This window comes from Halorubrum sp. B52 (genome assembly GCF_059752555.1).
This window is the reverse complement of record NZ_MWTG01000007.1, coordinates 74,426-90,200: the sequence shown is the minus strand read 5'-3', so window position 1 is coordinate 90,200 and position 15,775 is coordinate 74,426. Positions and strand designations below refer to the sequence as shown.

The window sequence follows — 15,775 nt, the reverse complement described above, 5'->3', positions numbered from 1 at the left end:
AGTCGCCCAGGTATGGAGCCCCGAACGGAATCGGTTCGGACGGTCGTTCACGTCGGCCCCGCCGTGGACCGGGTCCGGGAAGCGGCCGCGAAATCGACGGTCGTAGACGGACCGGACCGCGTCGTCACCGTCGATCCCGAGGCTATCGAAGACGCCTCGGCGGACCCGGCCGACGTACGGCTGATCGTCTGCGAGTTGACCCCGGCGTCAGGCGTCGATCCCCTCGTCGCGATCCGCGAGGCGTTTCCCAACGTCCCGTCGCTCGCGGTCACCGGCGACGACACCGCTGTCGACGACGCGCTCGCGGCCGGGGCGACCGACGTGCTGGTCCGCCGGGACGGCGTCGACGAACCGACGCTGCTCGCTCGACGGATGGACACAGTCTCGACCACGCCGACGCGGCCGCCGCTCGCCGCCGAGCCGACCGAACGTCTCCTCGACACGATAGACGACGCGTTCTACACGCTCGACACGGACGGCGCGCTCATGCGGTGGAACGACCGCCTCCGAGAGATCACGGGATACGGCGACGACGAGTTGGAGAGGAAGAACGCGCTGGAGCTCTTCGCCGGCACCGACAGAGACCGGATCGGAGACGCCATCGAGACCGTGTTGGAGACCGGTACGGCCGCCGTCGAGGCGGAGCTGATCGCGAAGGACGGCACGGCGACTCCGATAGAGTTTACGGGCGCCATCGTGACCGACGCCGACGGGACGCCGCGGGGCATCGTCGGCATCGGTCGGGACGTGACCGATCGCCGGGAACGCGAGGACCAGCTGTTGCGGCTCCGACAGGCCGTCGAGACGGTCGTCGACAGCGCGCCCCTGACGCTTTTCGAGGTCGAGCCCGACGGGACGGTCCCGACGGTCCGTGGCGAGACCCTGTCGCGGCGGCTCCGCCGTCGGGTCTCACCCGGAGACGACGTCGCGGAGGTCTTCGGCGACCAACCGCGGATCCGCCGCGCGGTCGACGCCGCGTTCGCGGGCGAGTCCAGCCACGATCTCGTCGAACTGCCCGACGCGACGCTCGAAACGTGGCTCCAGCCGTCACTGGACGAGACCGGCGCCGTCAGTCGCGTGATCGGCATGACCCTCGACGTGACGGAGCGGGAGGAACGAGCCGGCATGCTCGATCAGATCCAAGCGAACGCCGGCGAGGTCATCTGGATGACCTCTCCGAGCAAGGAGTCGATGGACTTCATCACCGATTCCTACGAGACCGTCTGGGGGCGCTCGCCCGAGACGCTCGTCGAGGACGCCACGTCGTTCGTGCAGGCGATCCATCCCGACGACCGCGAGCGGGTCGAGACGGCGTTGGCCGAACAGCGCGAGGACCCGGACGCGTACGAGGAGACGTATCGGGTGACCCGACCGGACGGCGAGGTCCGGTGGGTCCACGACCAGTCGTCCGGCGTCTACGAGGACGGTGATCTGACGCGTATCGTCGGCATCGCGACGGACATCACGGTCCGGAAACGCCGCGAGCGGGAGCTCCGGTTGAAAAACCGCGCCATCGAGACCGCGCCGGTCGGGATCGCGATCCACGAGGTGACCGGATCGAAGGGCCCGATAACGTACGTGAACGAGGCGTTCAAAGCGACGACGGGATACGAGCACGACTCGATCGCCGGCGAGGGCCTCTCGGTGCTCGTCGGCGGCGGGACGGACGACGGTCGCATACGGGAGCTTGAGACGGCGCTCGAGGCGGGCGAGCACCGGTCGGTGACCTCCGTGCTCCACCGCGCGGACGGGACCCCCTTCTGGGGCCGGGTCGCCGTCGCTCCCGTCGTCGAGACGGACGGCGACGTGACGCACGCGGTCACGTTCATCCGGGACGTGACGGAGTCGAAGGAGCACGAGCAGTCGGTTGAACGGCACCTGTCGGAGTTCGGTGAAGTGCTCTCGGAGGATCTCGGAGTCCCGTTGCGGGAGGCGAAGAGACACCTAGACGCGGCGGTCGACGACGGAACGGACGAGGAGCTCCGACGGGCGACGCGGTCGATCGAGACCGCCATCTCGCTCGTCGACGACCTCGCGACCGTCCACTCGTTCTCGGTCGAACCGCGACACCTCTCGGAGTCGATGCAGGGGTCGGCGCCGGGGTCCACCGCGGGGGACGAGTGAGATGAACGACAGCCGAGGTCGCTCGGCCGCTCGATCGCCGGTCGGTAGGCGATCCCCGTGAGTCACCCGGCACCGGCGATCGTCGTCTGCGAATCGAACAGGACGAGAGCGGACCTCTACAGTCTCTGGCTCGACGACCGCGAGGTCCGACAGGCGCTGACGCGGTCGCAGTTCGTCGAGGCGTTCGACGTCGATACCGCGGTCGTCGTGTTGGAGCACTCGTTCGGCGACGAAGGGGCGGAGCCGATACTCGAGCGAGTCGGAGCGCAGGCGCCTCACTGCCGCGTGGTCGGGATCCGAGACCGGTCGAACGCGACGCCGGAACTGGGGTACGACCGCGAGATCGAACGACCGGTGTTCGAGGCGGAGCTCACCGAGTCCGTCGCGGCGCTGTTCAACCGCGCGAACTATCACCTGCTGCTCGACCTGTACTACAGGACCACGGTCGTGATCTCGACGTACGAGTGGCGGGCCGACGGCGACCTGTCGGACGACGAGCGGTACGGGCGACTCCGAAACCGGGCCGATCGCATCCAGAACTACTTGAACGGGCTCCGGCCGCGGATGAGCGACGAGGACGTCCGCGCCGTCGCACGGGGGATCACGATCGCCGGCGTCGACGCCGCCGACGCCGTCGACGCCGACGCGACGATCGAGAGCAAGTACCGGCCCGACGACTGCTCGCGGTGCGGACAGGACTGGAGCAAACCGATAGACGGCGGCGATTCGGCCGCGCGACTGGCGGCGTACGTGTGGCGCTGCGTCAACTGCGGGCACGTCGACATGCGCGCGGACCCGAACCACCAGCACGTCAGCTCGTTCAGACGCTGAACCGGGAGAGGCGGCCGATCCGGCGGTCGGCGGTCCGACGAACGACCCCCGAGTTCACCGCGACGCGATCTTTTATCAGCGATGTCGCCGACAGCGTACCCATGGTGACACTCGACGACGCGGCGGTGCTGGTGACCGGCGCGAGCTCCGGGATCGGCGAGGCGACGGCGCACGCGCTGGCGTCGCGAGGCGCGGACGTCGCCCTGCTGGCCCGCCGACGCGAGGCGCTGGAGTCGCTCGCGGCGGATCTGGAGGCCGACCACGGCGGCAGCGCGCTGGTCGTGGACGGCGACGTGCGCGACCGGGCGACGAGCGAGGCCGCGGTCGAGGCGGTCGTCGACCGGTTCGGCGGGCTCGACGCCGTCGTCTCCAACGCGGGGGTCGGCCGCGGCAGCGACGTGGCGACGATGACCGACGAGGAGTACTTCGCCATGCAGGAGACGAACGTCGACGGGACCTTTTTCCTCGCGCGAGAGGCGATCCCGCACCTGAAGGAGAGCCGGGGGACGCTCGTCGTGGTCGGGAGCTTCGCGGGCCAGTACCCCCGCTCGTTCAACCCGGTGTACGCCGCGACGAAGTGGTGGGTTCGGGGCTTCGCGCACAGCGTCGCAGCGCAGGTCGGCGAGGACGGGGTCGCCGTCTCCGTCGTGAACCCCTCCGAGGTCCGCACGGAGTTCGGCAGCGAGGACGGCGAGCCGTTCGAGGAGCGGTTCGAGCCCGGGACGGTGACCGAGCCAGAGGAGGTCGCCGAGGCGATCGCCTTCGCGGTCACCCGCGAGGGGTCGTCCGCACAGGAGATCGACCTCTTCCGCCGGGACAAGTTCGGCGACACGCTGTCGTAGGGGGACGCGAACGCCGACGGCGGCGGTCGGAGCCTCACTCGTCGACGGCGGCGATCAGATTCACTCGTCGTCGGCGTCGATCGGCGCGCCGCACTCCGGACAGACGTCGTCGGCCCGCGTGACGGCGAGGTCGCACTCGGGGCAGAACCGACGGTCGCAGGCGGGGTCGCCCATGCCCGAGAGACGTCGCTCACTCCGCATAAACCCGGCGGGGGCCGCCGGGAGCCGATCCCCGAACGGGGCGCGTCCGGCCGCCGGAGAGTCGCTCGGCCGGGGAAGGACGCGCTTTTATCCGCGCCACGTGTAGCGTCGCGCATGGCGAAAGTGAGCGTCGGCCTCCGCGGATGGCGGTTCGACGAGGAGGAGATATTCACCGGCGACGGCGAGCTCAAGCCGCTCGACGAGATTCCCGAGGGGCCGCGCGAGCGGCTCTTCAGACTCGTCGGTCTGGTCGAGGAGCCGTGCGACGTCTGTTATCTCGAACACGGCGAAAGCGAGGTCCACCGCTGTAACCAGGCCGAGATCGTCTACGGGGAGCCCAACGGAGAGGTGCTGCTCTGCCCCGAACACGAGCCCGACCTGATCTACTGGTACCGCGAGGAGGGCGGCAGCGAGTACGCCGGCGGCCTGGAGTTCGGCGACCGCTTCCACGAGTGGGTCGCGGCCGGCAACGAGGCCCCGGAGGGGTACGGCTCCGTCGAGCACGTCGAGGAGGACCCCGACGGGCTCCCGGACCTGCCGGACCAACAGGAGATCCAAGAGCGCGTCGAGCAGGACTTCGAGGGCGACCGGATCGACATCCTCGAACTCGCCGGCGAGGGAGGCGACGGGGGTTCCGAAGACGACAGACTGAGCGAGGACGACCTCGACGACGTCGACCTCTCGACCGACTACCCGTCGAACCGATGAGCGGAGCGGACGAGGGCGGGAGCGTCGAGCGCGACGAGGCGGCCGGTGAGGGCGACGACGTGACGGGCGACGGCGACGACGCGACCTTCGAGAGCGACGGCGACGACGTCGCCCGCGAGACCCGCCGCGAGCCGGTCGTGGTCGTCGTCGAGCCGGAGACGCCCGGTAACGTCGGCACGATCGCCCGAGCGATGAAGAACTTCGGCCTCTCCGACCTCAAGCTGGTCGACCCGCCGGAGCTCACCGAGGACGGCGAGGCGTACGGCTTCGCGGGCCACGCCCGCGAGGACGTCCTCCCGGACGCCGACGAGATCACGTTCGACGAGGTCGTCGAGAGCTACCACACGGTCGGCACCACCGCCATCACCGGCGAGGACGACCGGAGCCACGAGCGGTTCCCGTTCAAGACCCCCGCCGAGCTCCGAGAGTCGCTGAAGGCCGTCGACGCGCCCACCGCGATCGTGTTCGGTCGGGAGGGCCGCGGGCTCAACAACGAGGAGCTCTCGCGGCTCGACGAGGTGTGTTCGATCCCCGCGGACGACGACTACCCCGTCTTGAACCTCGGGCAGGCCGCGACCGTCCTGCTGTACGAGCTCCGCGAGCTCACCGTCGACGAGACGCAGCTCCCGGACACCGCGGTCACGCGGGCCCCCGAGGGCGACGTGGAGCGCTTCCACGAGTTCTTCGGCGAGTTCCTCGAAGCGACCGGCCAGCGCGAGCACGTCCGCGAGAAGAACGCGCTGCTGATGCGCCGGCTGCTCGGGCGCGCGCACCCGACCGAACGCGAGGTCCACTCCCTCCTGGGGACGTTCCGCAAGGCGAACGCGAAGCTGGAGCACGCGGAGCACCTCGCCGCGAAGTACGACGAGCCGGTGTACCCGCGGGAGTGACCGTGGAGGGAGAGATCACCGAGGGCGACGCCGACGGCGACACGACCGACGGCGGCGCCACCATCGACGGCGACCCCGGAGACGAGACGCTCGTCGACGGCGACCTCTGGGCCGGCGTGCGCGACGTGTCGCCGCTGATGCTCGGGATCGTGCCGTTCGCGCTCGTCGCCGGCATCGCGGCGGTCGACGCCGGCCTCGGGCTGGCGGAGGCGGTCGGGATGTCGGTGATCGTGTTCGCCGGCGCCTCCCAGCTCGCCGCGCTCGACCTGCTCGGGTCGAACGCCCCGCTGGCGGTCGTCGTCGGCACGGCGGTCGTGATCAACGTCCGGATGGTGATGTACTCGGCCTCCATCGCGCCGTACTTCGCCGACTACGGCCGTCGGCTCCGGGCGGGCCTCGCGTACGTGCTCACCGACCAGGCGTACGCCATCTCCGTCGCGGAGTTCGAGGAGAACCCCGGGCGGAACCGCTGGCGGTACTACCTCGGCGCAGGGGCGTCGCTGTGGGTGGTCTGGCAGATCGGGACGGTCGCCGGCGTCGTGGTCGGCGCCGGCGTCCCGGACGCGTGGGGGCTCACGTTCGCGGTGCCGCTCGTCTTCCTCGCGCTGCTCGTCCCCGCGATGAAAGACAGACCCACCACCGCGGCCGGCGTCGCCGCCGGCGCGGTCGCGGTCGTCGCGGCCGGGCTCCCGCTGAACCTCGGGCTGCTCGTCGGGGCGGTCACCGGCATCCTCGTCGGCCTCGCGACGGAGGCGCGAGAGCGATGACGGGCGCACCCCTCGGCGCGCTCACGCTCGGCCAGTCGGGCGGCCTCGGCGCCTCCGCGCGCGTCTGGATCGCCATCCTCCTCATCGGGGTCGCGACCTACGGGTTCCGGCTCTCGTTCATCCACCTGTTCGGTCGGATCGACGAGGTGCCCGCGCAGATAACACGCCCCCTGCGGTACGTGCCGCCGGCGGTGCTCGCCGCGCTCGTGCTCCCCGACCTCGTGACGCTGCGCCCCTCGGTCGCCGCGACGCTCCTCGACGACCGGCTGATCGCGGGCGCCGTCGCCGGCGTCGTCGCGTGGCGGACGGAGAACGTGTTCGCGACGATCGCGGTCGGGATGGCGATGCTGTGGCTGTTCAGGTTCGTCGTCTTCGCGTGAGGCGTTCGGCCCGGCCGCCCGTCGGCCCGGACGCCCCCGGCGCCCTCAGTCGATCCGCTCCGGATAGCGCCGCGCGAGGAGGGCGACCGCGACGGCGCAGACCGCGGCGAACGGGACCGCGGTCGCGACGCTCACGAGCCCGCGAGCGGGCGGCACGGCGTACGACACGGCGGCGACGGCGAGGAGCGCGTAGCCGAACGCGGCGATCCCGAGCAGCGTCGGCCGGGCCCGGGGCGAGCGCCAGAGCCGCGTCCGCGTCGCGGCCCCGGTGACGATCCCGGCCGCGAGGCCGACCGGGAGCCCGACGATCGCCGAGAACGCGATCCGGGCCGCGAGCGCCTCTGTGAGGACGGCGGCGACGACGAGGAACGTGGTGAGCGCGACGCCGAGCGCCGCGAGGGGACGGGCGTTCATAGCGCACCGGATCGGTAGCTCACGACTTAAGTGACGCGCCGGATTCCCAGTTCGGGGACCGATCTATCGCTCGCGCTCCGTGAGCCGGTCCGTGGAGGCCGCTTCGCGGTCGGAGGGCCGGTCCCCGGACGATCCCGCCCTCCCGGTCGCGGAATCGAACCGGGACTCCCGCTCGGCCTCGCGCTCGCGAACCGCGGCGATCCGCTGGGCCGCGTCGGCGAGCGCGTCGAGCGCGGCGAACGCGCGGTACCCGAGGTAGAGACCCATCGGGAGGAAGACGCCGACGATGACCCCGAGCAGAATCTGTGCGACGATCAACACGGAGTAGACGAACGTCAGGAGGGCCGCGGCCGCGACGGCGATTCCGATCCGCGTGCGGAGGGCCTCGGAGGGGGAGAGCGGGTCGTGCGCCATGGGCGTCGCTACCGACCCGAATCACTTAAAAATAAACGCGGAGCGGACCGTTGCGCCGCGGCGCGGTCGCGTTCAGTCGTCGGCCGGGGCGGCGGAGTCGCCGGCGGAGACGCCGGTGCCGGGGCCGATGTCGATGCCGAGCGCGTCGAGCTTCTCGTCGGGGACGACGCCGTCGACCCAGCCGCGGGTCTCGTAGTACTCGGCCTTCATCTCGTCGAGCTCGCAGAGCTCGCCCTCGCTGGCGCCCGTGCCGGGGATGGCGTCCGGGTGCCCGTCGATGAAGCGGTTCGGCAGCGTGTCGTCCGCGCCGTCGAAGCCGGCGAGGTTGTTGAAGTAGCGCTCGAGGTTGTAGACGCGCTCGCCCGCCTCGAACAGCTCGTCCTCGCTCACGTCGCGGCCGGTCATGCCGTTGTACTGGAGGACGTACTCCTCGATCCCCTCGGCGAACGCGCTGAACTTGCAGATGTCGAAGGAGTCCGACACGGCGTGCAGGTCCTGGAAGGTGGCGGTGAGCTCGCCTTTCCCCTCCCACTCGTACGGGTCGACCTTCTCCGGGATGCCGAGAATCTCGGCGGCCGGCGTGTACCCGCGCAGGTGGCAGGCGCCGCGGTTGGAGGTCGCGTACGCGATCCCCATCCCCTTCATGCACCGCGGGTCGTAGGCGGCCATCGTCTGCCCCTTCACCGAGAGCTTGTTGCCGTGGGCGTCCTTCGCGTCGGCGACGCGCTCGGGCCCCTCCGCGAGGAGGTCGCCGAGGTCCGAGGAGCGGTGGCCGATCTCGTCGAGGAGGTCGATCATCGTCTCGGAGTCGCCCCAGTCGAGGTGGCCGACGCCGTCGAGCTTCCCCTCCTCGCTCATCTCCATCGCCATCGCCATCATGTTGCCGGACTCGATGGTGTCGATGCCGAGGTCGTTACAGCGCTCCAGCATCAGCGCGATCTCGTCGCGGTCGGTGTGGCCGGAGTTCGGGCCGAGCGCCCACGCGGACTCGTACTCGTACGACTCCGTGCGGACGTTCATCTCCTGGCCCTTGTGCGTGACGTTGACCTCGACCTCCTTCTTGCACGCGACCGGGCAGGAGTGGCACGTCGGCTCGTCGACGAGGATGTTCTCGCGGACGTTCTCGCCGGAGACGCGCTCGGCGTCCACGTCGACGCCCTCCGCGTCGTTGTACGCCTCCGTCGAGGTGTACTTCGCGTTCTTCGAGGGGAGGCCGTCCATCTCCTCGGTCGCGTTCATCAGGACGTTCGTCCCGTACATCGAGAGCCCGCCCTCGTTGGGCGCGGTGACGTCGGACTCGCGGATGACCTCCATCGCCTGCTGGTAGCCCTCCTGGAACGTCTCGGGGTCGGCCGGTTTCGGCATGTCGGTGCCCGATTTCACGACGACGGCCTTCACGTTCTTCGCACCCATGACCGCGCCCGTGCCGCCGCGGCCCGAGGCGCGATCGTCCTCGTTCATCACGCAGGCGTAGCGGACACCGTTCTCGCCGCCCTGCCCGATCGCCATCACGGAGAGGTTCTTGCCGACGGAGCCGTCGACCTCCTCGCCGAGCGCGTCGATCGTGTCGTGGACGCCCTGGCCCCAGAGGTGAGAGGCGTCGCGCACCTCGACCTCGCCGTCCTCGACGAGCAGGTAAACGGGGTCGTCGCTCTCGCCGTCGAGCAGGATCCCGTCGAGTCCGGCCCACTTGAGCCGCGCGCCGGACCAGCCGCCGTGGTGCGAGTCGGTGACCGTCCCCGTCAGCGGGGACTTCGTCACCAGCGCGATCCGGCCGCTCATCACGGTCTGAGTCCCCGTGAGGGGGCCCGTCATGAACGCCAGTCGGTTCTCCGGCCCCAGCGGGTCCACGTCCGGACCGGCGTCGAAGACGTACTTGACGCCCAGCCCGCGCGCGCCGATGTACTTCTCCGCGTCCCCGTCGTCGATGCCTTCGTAGCTGACGTCGCCGTCGCCGAGATCGACCTGTGCCACTCTGTCTCTGTAGCCGCCCATTTCAGTCATGTAATGCTCGTTCATTATAGACGGACCGTAGTGGGTTAGTTGTTCACCTCTTGACGTAGCCGATATCGGTTACTATTCCGCGCGCGTCTGGCGGGCGAATTTTATATATGCGGCACGTCGCCGGCGCGGTCGTTATCCGAAGACGGTGACCCGATCGGGGGATCGATCCGGAAGCGGCCCCGGCGTCGTATAAGCGAGCGGTTTCGGCGGGGAAGCCTCTCGGTGGCCGTTCCCCCAGGCCGTGAGCCCTAACTCCCTTCGAGGCGAACCGCGAGCGTGACGGGTTCCGACCGCGATCGGCGGGCCGAGACCGACGGGCCGGTCGCGGTCACCGGACGGACCGCGGAGCGACCGCGACCCGTCGCGGCCGCGTTCGCGGTCGTCGTGTTCGTCGGCTCGCTGGTTCCGGTTCCGACGACGCCGGGAGAGAGCGGCGGCGCGCTCGGCGAGATCGGTAGTGCGCTCGGCGAGATCGGTAGTGCGCTCGGCGAGGTGGCCGGCGCGTTCCCGGTCGAGATCGGGGTCACCGCTCCGTTTCACTTCCTCGGCTACGCGGTGCTCGCCGCCCTGCTCATTCGCGCGACGGAACGGGAGCCACGGGTCGCTTCGGTCGTCGTCGCGGTGACCGCGGCGACGGCGTTCGGCTTCGGGATCGAGCTCGTGCAGGCGCCGCTCCCGTGGCGATCGTTCGCGTGGAGCGACGCCGCCGTCAACGCGGTCGGTGCGGTCGTCGGCGCTGGCGGGCACGCGTTCCGACGGCTCGGGTCAGCCGAACGAACCGCACGGTGACCGCGACCGAGTCCCTCACCGTCCGACGGAAGCAGTGCGAGCGCGATCCCGCTTCCGCACGACGGCCTCGACGTCGGCGTTGAGCCGCGAGCGCTCGAAGTAGACGTGGTCGAACTCGCTCGACTCGTACTCGCCGTAGAGGTCGAGTGCGACGCTCTCGCTGCCGTCAGCGTCGTCGAGGATCTCCCCGAGCTCGCCGTCGTCGACCCGGACGATCAGGTTCTCTTCCTCCTCGTCGAAGGCGACGTTCTCGGCGTCGAGATGCTCGCCGTCGGGCGACCACACCGCGACGGTGTCGTTCGCGACCGACTCGACGTCCGCCGGCGCTTCGAACCGTTCGACGACCTTCCCGCGCTCGTCCGCGGTGACCGACGCGTCGGGGAGGTCGCGGTCGACGCGCTGCATCCGGCCCTCAACCGTGGGGGCGACGGTGTCGCGCTCTCGTAGGTACTCGACGACGAGCGTCACGAGCAGTTCGTCCGTCGCTTCGATCACGGGCTTGTCTTCGAGCGGATATCCGCTCCCCCCGTTGGCCATGAAGCTGTTGACGGCCACAGCGTAGGTCTCGTCGGAGTCGAGCGGCTCGCCGCCGACGCGGACGTCCCGGATCTGATCGTCGACGCCCTCGTGGGGGACCCACTCGAAGCGCACGCCGCTGACCTGCTGGGAGATCTCCTCGCCGAAACTCTGCCCCGTTTCGCTCTCCAGCGTGACGACCTGGCTCTCCAGCGTCTCGACGAGCTCCTCGCCCGTCAGCTCCAGCGTGACGAGCGTGTTCGGGAACGGCAGCGTGTTGAAGATATCACCGCCGGTGATCTCGCCGGGACCGTACACGGAGTCCGAGCGGATGCCGCCCGCGTTCGTGATCGCGACGTCGGCGTCGGCCCGCTCGCGCATCGCGTCGGTGATCAGGTTGCCGTATCCGGTCTCGCGGTGGTAGTTCGAGCCGAACGTCGCGTCGAGCGGCGTCTCGGTCTCCACAATCACCGAGTCGAGCCCCACGTCCGCGCGGTAGTCGTTGATGATCCGAGAGGCGGTGGGATCCCTCTCGATGTCGTCGGAGACCTCGATCAGCCGCCCGTCGAACGAGGTAACGTCGCCGTCGGAGATCGTCAGTTCGATCTCGCTGAGGTAGGCCGCTCGGGCCCGCGCCTCGGAGATGATCGACCCGTCGACCTCCTCGGGCGGGTAGAACTGCTCGTCGTCGCCGACCACGACGACGTCGATGTCGTCGTCCGCGTCGGCTTCGGCGAGCGCCTCCGCGTCGTCGATGCCGGTGTGCGCGAGCGCGACGACGACGTCGACGCTCTCCTCCTCTTTGAGTCGCTTCGCCTCGGCGGGCCCGGTCTCGGTGTAGTCCTCGATAGTGACGCCTTCCGCTTCGAAGTCGATGTTCGTCTTGCCGGTCGTCGCGCCCTCGTCGGCGAGTCCGATGATCCCGACGCTGACGCCGCCGCGGTCGACGATCCGCGTCGACTCCGTGCCGTCGAACGCCTCCCCGGTATCGCTGTCGACGAGGTTCGTCGCGAGCCAGGGGAACTCGGAGTCGGCCGTCACGTCGGAGACGGCGTCGAACCCGTAGTCGAACTCGTGGTTGCCGATCACGTCGGCGTCCGGTTGGACGTTGTTGAGCACGTCGACAGGCGCCCGCCACTGCGAGACGGGACTGAGCGCGTGCGGCCCCACCTGATCGCCGCCGCCGACCACGACGACCGGGCCGTCAGCGGCCTCACGGCGCTGCTCGATAAGCGTCACCAGCCGCGGGAAGTCCTCGTCCTCCGCGGCCGCCGTCTGGACGTCGTTGTACGACAGAATCGTCAGCGTCGTCGCTCCGTCTCCCTCTGCGGCCGCCGCCGATCCCGACACGAGCGACCCGCCGAGAACGATGCCTCCCGCTCGAAGCACGTCGCGCCGTCCGTAGTCACGGTCCCGTGACATCGTTTTCTCCAATTTGGCGACATTTATAAAATCTTTCTATAAATTGGAATATAGTTATCACGAGCGGCCCATTCCGGTAAATATACTCGAACCGTCGCAGTGAGACGCCGCGGCGAAACCGACGCGGCGACGGCGACCCTCCGAGTCCGCGATGACGACACGGCTTTACGCGCTCGCCCGCTTCTTCCGGTAATGAGCAAGCCGAGCCCCGACGCGTACGAGCAGGGGCGCGGGATGGACGCGCACAACGCCGTGATGCGCGACATCCGCGCCGAGCGCTCGGAGACGTACGACCCGACGCAGCCGACCCGCGTGTGGATCGACGAGGACAACACCCCCGACGGGGTGGTGAACTCCCTCACGATCATCCTGAACACCGGCGGCTGCCGATGGGCCCGCGCCGGCGGCTGCACCATGTGCGGCTACGTCGCCGAGTCGGTCGAGGGCGGGAGCGTGGCCCACGAGGCCCTGATGAACCAGATCGAGGTGTGTCTCGACCACGAGCGCGAGGAGGCGGACGCGCCCGCCGAACTGATCAAGATCTACACCTCCGGCTCGTTCCTCGACGAGCGCGAGGTGCCCGCGGAGACCCGCCGGGCCATCGCCGAGACGTTCGCGGACCGCGACCGGATCGTGGTGGAGTCGCTGCCGGACTTCGTGAGCCGGGAGAAGATCGGCGACTTCGCCGACCACGGGATCGCGACCGACGTGGCGGTGGGACTGGAGACGGCCACCGACCGGGTGCGCCACGACTGCGTGAACAAGTACTTCGACTTCGCCGACTTCGAGGACGCCTGCGCCGAGGCGGCCGCGGCGGACTCCGAGTTCGCCGCCGACGTGGGGATCAAGGCGTACCTCCTGATGAAGCCGCCGTTCCTCGCGGAGCCGGAGGCCGCCGCCGACATGATCGACTCGATCCGGCGCTGCGCCGATGTCGACGGCTGCCACACCGTCTCGATGAACCCGACGAACGTCCAGCGCTACACGATGGTCGACGAGCTGTTCTTCGAAGGCGGCTACCGGCCGCCGTGGCTCTGGTCGGTGGCACACGTCCTCGAGGAGACCGCTGACGTCGACGCCATCGTCGTCTCCGACCCCGTCGGGCACGGCTCCGACCGCGGCGCGCACAACTGCGGCGAGTGCGACGACCGCGTCCAGACCGCGATAAAGGACTTCGACAAGCGACAGGACCCGAGCGTCTTCGAGCAGGTCTCCTGCGACTGCGAGGCGACGTGGGAGCACGTGATGGCGGCGGAGACGAGCTACAACATGCCGCTGGCGCGCTAGGGACCGTCGATCGGAAACGACGGTGGCAGACGCCGCTTGTGTTTATTCAACTTTCCGAAACGATCGTAGCGTTTTGAACCGAATATCGGCGTATTTTTGATTCACAGATCGGAATATACCGAACGATCAGGTCGAACAAGACCCATATACGTCCGGATACTACGGGGAGACATGAACGCAGTCGCCAGCGGTCCCCGGTCGTCCCGCCGGAAGTCGGTCCTCTTCTGTGCGGAGTGCAGCTTCCAGAACCCCGTCTCGGAGGGGTGGCTCGTCGTCAGCGACGGCGACGAGCGCACCATCGTCTGCCCCGAGTGCGGTCACGTCGCCGACCACCGCACGGAGCGGTCCGCGCCGTCGACGAAGTGCGCGGACTGAGGAATCCGAACTGAGCGGTCCGCGGTCGGCCGACCGAGTCCCTCCTATTTTCGCTCCGGTGCCCGCTCGGCGAGCACCGGGATCTCGTCCAGTCGCTCCGAGTCGAGCGCGTCCCAGTCGATCCCCGACGGGCGCTCGTACGGCGTTTCGGTCCGGACCGTTCGCTCCGGCGTGACGATCAAGTCGAGCGGCACGTCGTGGGCGTCCGGAGCCGGGAGCGAGGGTGACGGGGCGGTGCCGCCCTCGTTGCGGACCTCGCCGGCGAGAGCGGACCCCGGCCCGTCGATCACGGAGAGCTCGTGGACCGTGGTCGCCACCGTCGTCGCGTCGTCGTCGGGCTTCACCCGACTGCCAGAGGCGCGGAGCGCCTCTCTGTCGACCGCGTCGAGCTCGCTGAGCACGCCCCACTCGAGGTCGCTGTACCCCTCGCCCTTGCCGATCCGCGCGCCGTCGGTCGCGACGGCGACGGAGCCGGCGACCACGAGGTCGACGTGCGGGACGTCCTCGGGGGCGACCGGCGTCCCGTGCGTCGAAATCCCGGAGACGGTGGTGGCGTCGTCGATCGTCGGGCGATCCGTGTCGCCGTCGTCGGACGTCTCGTCGTCCGGACTCGCGAGGTCCCCCGGGTCGAGCCGGAGGAACGGGTCCGGGTCGCGCAGACGCGGCTGCGCGACGTACACCGTCTTGCCGGCGCGGAGCGCGGCGCGCCTGACCGGGAGCTGCGGCGCGTCGGGGTTGCATTTGAGCGTCTCGGCCGCGGCCCACTCGTCGGTCTCGGTCAGTCGCTCGCACGCCGCGTCCGCGCCCGCGAAGTTCGGGATCCGGTCGTGGGGCGGGAACGGGAACCGCGCCTGGTCGCCCGCCTCGAACGCGTCCCAGACGGCCTCCCGGACGGCCTGTTTGTCCATGCGGGAGGGAGCGCGCCCGGCGACAAGTAATCCCCGAACGCGGCCCGACCTGGCGGGCGTCGCCGGTCGCGACTCGGGCCGACCCGCGACCGATCGATCGACCGGGCAACAGTTACCGCCGCGCTTATGTATCAGATCGGTGTTGATTCGGCGTATGTTGGAAGACGGACTCTCGTATCCGGTACGCGGCGACTGGATCGGCCGAATCGTCATCGGCGGCGTGCTGGGGTTCCTCTCGGTGCTCGTCGTCCCGGCGTTCCTCATCGTCGGCTACCTCGTGCGCGTGCTGGAGAAGACGATCGGCGGCGACGAGGTGCCGCCGGAGTTCACCGACTGGGGCGACCTGCTGATGACGGGCGTGATCGGGACGATCATCACGATCGCGTACACGGTGATCCCGGCGGTCGTGTACGGTGTCGTTGTCACGGTCGTGTTCGGGACGGGCGGCGCGATCGGCGGTGACGTCGGCGCGCTCGTCGGCGTGGTCGGCGTGCTGCTGGCGCTGGCGTTCGTTCCGGTGCTGTTCCTCGTTTACTACGCCGTCCCCGCCGCGCTGTCGGCGTACGCGGCCCGCGGCGAACTGGGCGCCGCCTTCGACCTCGACCTCCTGAAGCCGGCGCTTTTCAGCACCGAGTACCTCGTCGCGGTGCTCTCGCCCATCGTCGTGGCCGTCGTCGTCTGGATCGCCACCGCGGTGCTGGCCGTCACCGTCGTCGGCCTGGTGCTCGTTCCGTTCGTCCAGTTCTACGGGCAAGTGGCCGTCTTCCGGATGTTCGGCTCGGCGTTCGCGGCCGTGAACGACCGGATCGAGGGCGGCTCGGTCGGCGGGGAGACGGTGACGGTCGACGACGACGCCGGCGCCACGGCCTGATCGGGTGGTCGGAGAGCGGCGACCGCGGCCCG

The 15,775-nt window shown here is 69.7% G+C and carries 16 protein-coding genes; 11 read left to right on the top strand and 5 right to left on the bottom strand.

What is annotated here, in order from left to right:
• Positions 1–12: 12 nt before the first annotated feature.
• The 7 genes from B4V04_RS01950 (at position 13) to B4V04_RS01920 (ending at position 6,743) form a co-directional block, all read left to right on the top strand.
• Positions 13–2,124: a PAS domain-containing protein gene (locus tag B4V04_RS01950; protein ID WP_498228698.1), complete on the top strand. Its 2,112-nt coding sequence runs from the start codon at positions 13–15 to the stop codon at positions 2,122–2,124.
• 57 nt (positions 2,125–2,181) lie between these two features.
• The gene (locus B4V04_RS01945) at positions 2,182–2,955 is read left to right on the top strand and encodes a response regulator receiver protein (RefSeq protein WP_498228696.1); all 774 of its coding nucleotides are present in this window, start codon (positions 2,182–2,184) and stop codon (positions 2,953–2,955) included.
• 101 nt (positions 2,956–3,056) lie between these two features.
• Complete coding sequence (locus B4V04_RS01940; protein ID WP_498228694.1) at positions 3,057–3,797, top strand: SDR family oxidoreductase; 741 nt, start codon at positions 3,057–3,059, stop codon at positions 3,795–3,797.
• Positions 3,798–4,112: 315 nt separating this feature from the next.
• Positions 4,113–4,706 (top strand): DUF8114 family protein, encoded by a 594-nt coding sequence (locus B4V04_RS01935; RefSeq protein ID WP_498228692.1) that lies wholly within the window; start codon positions 4,113–4,115, stop codon positions 4,704–4,706.
• Positions 4,703–5,596: an RNA methyltransferase gene (locus B4V04_RS01930; protein WP_498228691.1), complete on the top strand. Its 894-nt coding sequence runs from the start codon at positions 4,703–4,705 to the stop codon at positions 5,594–5,596. The genes B4V04_RS01935 and B4V04_RS01930 overlap by 4 nt, the downstream gene beginning before the upstream one ends.
• A 137-nt stretch (positions 5,597–5,733) precedes the next feature.
• Positions 5,734–6,363 carry an AzlC family ABC transporter permease gene (locus B4V04_RS01925; protein ID WP_498229931.1) on the top strand — a complete coding sequence of 210 codons (630 nt, stop codon included), beginning with the start codon at positions 5,734–5,736 and terminating at the stop codon, positions 6,361–6,363.
• The gene (locus B4V04_RS01920) at positions 6,360–6,743 is read left to right on the top strand and encodes an AzlD domain-containing protein (RefSeq protein WP_498228689.1); all 384 of its coding nucleotides are present in this window, start codon (positions 6,360–6,362) and stop codon (positions 6,741–6,743) included. The genes B4V04_RS01925 and B4V04_RS01920 overlap by 4 nt, the downstream gene beginning before the upstream one ends.
• A 45-nt stretch (positions 6,744–6,788) precedes the next feature.
• Here B4V04_RS01920 and B4V04_RS01915 read toward each other — a convergent pair whose 3' ends face one another.
• From B4V04_RS01915 to B4V04_RS01905, 3 genes are all read right to left on the bottom strand, one after another.
• Positions 6,789–7,157 (bottom strand): DUF8147 domain-containing protein, encoded by a 369-nt coding sequence (locus B4V04_RS01915; protein WP_498228687.1) that lies wholly within the window; start codon positions 7,155–7,157, stop codon positions 6,789–6,791.
• 63 nt (positions 7,158–7,220) lie between these two features.
• A complete protein-coding gene (locus B4V04_RS01910; RefSeq protein WP_498228685.1) occupies positions 7,221–7,571 on the bottom strand; it encodes a DUF8066 domain-containing protein in 351 nt (116 codons plus the stop codon).
• A 72-nt stretch (positions 7,572–7,643) separates the two neighbouring features.
• On the bottom strand, positions 7,644–9,575 hold the full coding sequence (locus tag B4V04_RS01905; protein WP_498228683.1) for an aldehyde ferredoxin oxidoreductase family protein: 1,932 nt from the start codon (positions 9,573–9,575) through the stop codon (positions 7,644–7,646).
• A gap of 276 nt (positions 9,576–9,851) precedes the next feature.
• On the opposite strand from B4V04_RS01905, the gene B4V04_RS01900 reads away from it, so the two are divergent.
• The gene (locus B4V04_RS01900) at positions 9,852–10,364 is read left to right on the top strand and encodes a VanZ family protein (RefSeq protein WP_498228681.1); all 513 of its coding nucleotides are present in this window, start codon (positions 9,852–9,854) and stop codon (positions 10,362–10,364) included.
• Between the two features lie 15 nt (positions 10,365–10,379).
• On the opposite strand, the gene B4V04_RS01895 is transcribed toward B4V04_RS01900, so the two are convergent.
• A complete protein-coding gene (locus B4V04_RS01895; protein WP_498229929.1) occupies positions 10,380–12,269 on the bottom strand; it encodes a bifunctional metallophosphatase/5'-nucleotidase in 1,890 nt (629 codons plus the stop codon).
• Between the two features lie 225 nt (positions 12,270–12,494).
• On the opposite strand from B4V04_RS01895, the gene B4V04_RS01890 reads away from it, so the two are divergent.
• Complete coding sequence (locus B4V04_RS01890; protein WP_498228679.1) at positions 12,495–13,589, top strand: archaeosine biosynthesis radical SAM protein RaSEA; 1,095 nt, start codon at positions 12,495–12,497, stop codon at positions 13,587–13,589.
• A 171-nt stretch (positions 13,590–13,760) separates the two neighbouring features.
• Positions 13,761–13,964 carry a DUF8106 domain-containing protein gene (locus tag B4V04_RS01885; protein WP_498228677.1) on the top strand — a complete coding sequence of 68 codons (204 nt, stop codon included), beginning with the start codon at positions 13,761–13,763 and terminating at the stop codon, positions 13,962–13,964.
• A 44-nt stretch (positions 13,965–14,008) separates the two neighbouring features.
• Here B4V04_RS01885 and B4V04_RS01880 read toward each other — a convergent pair whose 3' ends face one another.
• Positions 14,009–14,872 carry a 5-formyltetrahydrofolate cyclo-ligase gene (locus B4V04_RS01880; protein WP_498228675.1) on the bottom strand — a complete coding sequence of 288 codons (864 nt, stop codon included), beginning with the start codon at positions 14,870–14,872 and terminating at the stop codon, positions 14,009–14,011.
• A 154-nt stretch (positions 14,873–15,026) separates the two neighbouring features.
• Between B4V04_RS01880 and B4V04_RS01875 the strand changes: the two genes are divergently transcribed.
• Positions 15,027–15,743, top strand: coding sequence for a DUF4013 domain-containing protein (locus B4V04_RS01875; protein WP_498228673.1), 717 nt, complete (start codon positions 15,027–15,029; stop codon positions 15,741–15,743).
• Positions 15,744–15,775 lie beyond the last annotated feature (32 nt).

Coding starts and splice junctions, on each gene's coding strand:
- B4V04_RS01915 (WP_498228687.1), bottom strand. CDS start 7,157: ATGAACGCCCGTCCCCTCGCGGCGCTCGGCGTCGCGCTCACCACGTTC.
- B4V04_RS01925 (WP_498229931.1), top strand. CDS start 5,734: ATGCTCGGGATCGTGCCGTTCGCGCTCGTCGCCGGCATCGCGGCGGTC.
- B4V04_RS01885 (WP_498228677.1), top strand. CDS start 13,761: ATGAACGCAGTCGCCAGCGGTCCCCGGTCGTCCCGCCGGAAGTCGGTC.
- B4V04_RS01890 (WP_498228679.1), top strand. CDS start 12,495: ATGAGCAAGCCGAGCCCCGACGCGTACGAGCAGGGGCGCGGGATGGAC.
- B4V04_RS01875 (WP_498228673.1), top strand. CDS start 15,027: ATGTTGGAAGACGGACTCTCGTATCCGGTACGCGGCGACTGGATCGGC.
- B4V04_RS01910 (WP_498228685.1), bottom strand. CDS start 7,571: ATGGCGCACGACCCGCTCTCCCCCTCCGAGGCCCTCCGCACGCGGATC.
- B4V04_RS01940 (WP_498228694.1), top strand. CDS start 3,057: ATGGTGACACTCGACGACGCGGCGGTGCTGGTGACCGGCGCGAGCTCC.
- B4V04_RS01930 (WP_498228691.1), top strand. CDS start 4,703: ATGAGCGGAGCGGACGAGGGCGGGAGCGTCGAGCGCGACGAGGCGGCC.
- B4V04_RS01920 (WP_498228689.1), top strand. CDS start 6,360: ATGACGGGCGCACCCCTCGGCGCGCTCACGCTCGGCCAGTCGGGCGGC.
- B4V04_RS01950 (WP_498228698.1), top strand. CDS start 13: ATGGAGCCCCGAACGGAATCGGTTCGGACGGTCGTTCACGTCGGCCCC.
- B4V04_RS01880 (WP_498228675.1), bottom strand. CDS start 14,872: ATGGACAAACAGGCCGTCCGGGAGGCCGTCTGGGACGCGTTCGAGGCG.
- B4V04_RS01935 (WP_498228692.1), top strand. CDS start 4,113: ATGGCGAAAGTGAGCGTCGGCCTCCGCGGATGGCGGTTCGACGAGGAG.
- B4V04_RS01905 (WP_498228683.1), bottom strand. CDS start 9,575: ATGACTGAAATGGGCGGCTACAGAGACAGAGTGGCACAGGTCGATCTC.